This is a genomic window from Micromonospora sicca (genome assembly GCF_003172935.1).
Classification (GTDB): Bacteria; Actinomycetota; Actinomycetes; order Mycobacteriales; family Micromonosporaceae; genus Micromonospora; species Micromonospora sicca.
Genome location: NZ_QGKS01000417.1, coordinates 1 through 2,845, shown reverse-complemented (window position 1 = coordinate 2,845; position 2,845 = coordinate 1). Strand labels below are relative to the sequence as shown.

Here is a 2,845-nt window from a genome sequence, read left to right as displayed (position 1 = left end):
GTGCTGCGCGCGTCGGCGGCCCGGGCGGGGCGGGGGTGCCGCTTCCCGGACGTCGGACCGACCACCCGAAGAGGTGAACGACGCTCGCAGCATTGTGGGCCGCCGGCCGGCCCAGGGCGAGACCCGAGCCCGCCGGTATTCCCCAACTGTCGGGAACCCGACAGAAAATCAGGCGCGAACGGCTTCCATCGCCTCCGCCAGCCGGCGCACACCCTCGTCGATCCGGTCCACGGTCACCGCGGAGAAGGCCAGCCGCAGCGCGTGCCGGCCACCGTCGAGCACGAAGTCGCTCCCCTTCACCACCGCCACGCCCCGCTCGGCCGCGGCCGGCCCCAACCGGTCCACCTCGACGTCCTCCGGCAGCTCCACCCAGAGGAAGTAGCCGCCGTCCGGCTCGACGAACCGGGCCTCGGGGATGTGCCGGCGCAGCGACTCGGCGAGCACTTGGGCCCGCTCGCCGAGCGCGGTCGACACCTTCCCGATCGAGCGCTCGATGTCCCCGGAGACGCAGAACTGGTGCACGATCGCCTCGGAGACCATGCCGGGCGAGATGTAGAGGCTGGTCGCCTTCTTCGCGATGGCGGCGATCAACTCGGCCGGCCCGATCAGGTAGCCGACCCGGACGCCCGGGCAGACCGTCTTCGTGAAGCTGGAGGCGTGCACCACCACCCCGCGGCCGTCCATGGAGAGCATCGACGGCAGCGGCTCGCCCCGGAACCGGATGTCCGCGTACGGGTCGTCCTCGAAGATCGTGAACCCGTACTCGGCGGCCAGGTCGAGCAGCTCCCGGCGCTTCTCCAGGGACAGCGTCACGCCGGCCGGATTCTGGTAGTTCGGGATGACGTGCGCCAGCCGCGGCCGCACCCCGGACTCGAGCAGCTTGCGCAGCTCGGCGGTGTCCAGGCCGTCCGGCTGGATCGTCACGCCGTGGATCTCCCCGCCCATCTGCTGCAGGTTGAGCAGCGTCCGGTCGTACGTCGGACGCTCGACCACCACCGCGTCGCCCCGCCGGACCAGGTGGTCGAAGAGGAAGGCGTCGGCCTGCAACGAGCCGTTGGTGATCAGCACCTGGTCGGCCTCGACGCCGTGCTTCTCCGCGATCCACTTGCGCAGGGGCGGGTAACCGACGGAGGTGCCGTACGCCGTGATCCCGGCGGGGTCGGCGTCGAAGGCGCGGACGGCGGCGGCCTTGAGCCCCTCGACATCGACGATGTCCAGTGAGGGAGCGCCACGGGCGAAGGAGATCAGCTGCTCGGCGGTCATGCGCACGAGCCTAGGGCCTGGTCCGGCCGGTCCGACCGCCATACACGCGAAGTTCAGTATGCGGGCAGTCGAGCCGTCCACCTGGGTCGACGGAGATCCGAAACCGGCTCGCGAGCTGTCGCCCATCGGACCGTACGCTGGCTCCGATCGCAGGGCGGCCGGAGCATTGCAGGTCGCTGTCGGACCAGGACGAGGTGGTGGGCGCGTGACCCAGGACGGAACCGGTCAGCTCGACGACCAGGCCTTCGCGGAATGGCTGGCCGAGCGGGCGGGCGAGACGCTGACCGCGCTGCGGGCCCAGCGCGGCTTCGCGGACCCGGCCGCCCTCAAGGACGCCGGTGACCGGGCCTCGCACGAGTTGATGACGACCGCGCTGGCGCGGTGGCGACCCGCGGACGCGGTCCTCTCCGAGGAGGAGGCCGACGCCCGGCGGGCCTGGACGGCCGGGGAGGGGCCGGCCCGGCTCAGCGCCGACCGGGTCTGGATCATCGACCCGCTGGACGGCACCCGGGAGTTCTCCGAGGCCGGCCGGACCGACTGGGCGGTGCACGCCGCCCTCTGGCAGCGGTCGGCGGGCCCGGACGGCGGGCTGGTCGCCGGGGCGGTCGGCATGCCGGCGCGGACCACCCTGGACGGTGGGCCGCTGGTCCTCGGCAATCGCTGCCCGACCCCGCCGGCGGTGGACGGGCCGCCGCGCATCGCGGTAAGCCGGAGCCGGCCGCCGGCCTTCGTCGGTGAACTCGTCGACCTGCTCGACGCCCGCGCCGTGCCGATGGGCTCCGCCGGGGTCAAGGTCTGCGCGGTGGTGACCGGCGAGGTCGACGCGTACGTCCACGCGGGCGGCCAGTACGAGTGGGACTCCGCCGCCCCGGTCGCCGTGGCGCTCGGCGCCGGGATGCACGCGTCCCGGATCGACGGCTCGCCGCTGCGCTACAACCGGGCCGACCCGCGCCTGCCCGACCTGCTGGTCTGCCGGCCCGAACTCGCCGAACGGCTGCTCGACGCGATCGCCCGTACCGGGGTCGAGATGCCCGCTTCGACCGTCACCGGCAGTGCCGGTAAGGCGTTCGGCTGAGTGTCACGGTACCCATGGCCCAGGTGACCGGGGGATAGTGTCGGGCGGGAAGCGTCTCCGACCTATCGCCCCGTGACGGGCCGCCGCCAGCCAGGGAGGGTCATGCCGGCCGAGCGAGACCAGCACAGCGTCGTCGGATCGTCCCAGCCGACCGGCCTCTGGCCGGGCCAGGACATCCCCCGCCAGCAGGGCGACCGGGCCCTGCCGTGGCCGGACTCCGGTGGCCCGGCACGGCCGCACGACGCCCGGTCGGCGCTGCCCTGGCCCGGTGCCGGGGAACCGGCCGGCCACCCCGTCGCCACCGACGTCCGCCCCGAGCGGGCGTGGCCGGACACCGACCACCCGGACGAGGCCGGTCCGGAGCCGCGGTGGGCGGACCCCGGATACCCGCCGGTGGAGACCGCCGCGGACCCCGCGTGGCCGGGCGACACCGGGTCCGTCCCGCCGGTGGCGGGCGGTCCGGATCAGCGGTCGCCCGGTGCGGCGCCGCCCCCCGCCCCGCCCGGC

2 protein-coding genes and 1 pseudogene are annotated in these 2,845 nt (G+C 74.4%); 2 read left to right on the top strand and 1 reads right to left on the bottom strand.

The features are described from left to right. Positions 1–168: 168 nt before the first annotated feature. Entirely contained in the window at positions 169–1,263 is a 1,095-nt protein-coding gene (locus DKT69_RS32345; RefSeq protein ID WP_109805225.1) for an aminotransferase-like domain-containing protein, read from the bottom strand. A gap of 205 nt (positions 1,264–1,468) precedes the next feature. Between DKT69_RS32345 and DKT69_RS32340 the strand changes: the two genes are divergently transcribed. Both DKT69_RS32340 and DKT69_RS32335 read left to right on the top strand, forming a co-directional pair. After that, on the top strand, positions 1,469–2,338 hold the full coding sequence (locus tag DKT69_RS32340) for a 3'(2'),5'-bisphosphate nucleotidase CysQ (protein ID WP_236648487.1): 870 nt from the start codon (positions 1,469–1,471) through the stop codon (positions 2,336–2,338). A gap of 102 nt (positions 2,339–2,440) precedes the next feature. Then, positions 2,441–2,845 (top strand): annotated as a pseudogene (locus DKT69_RS32335) (hypothetical protein); the annotation flags it as partial.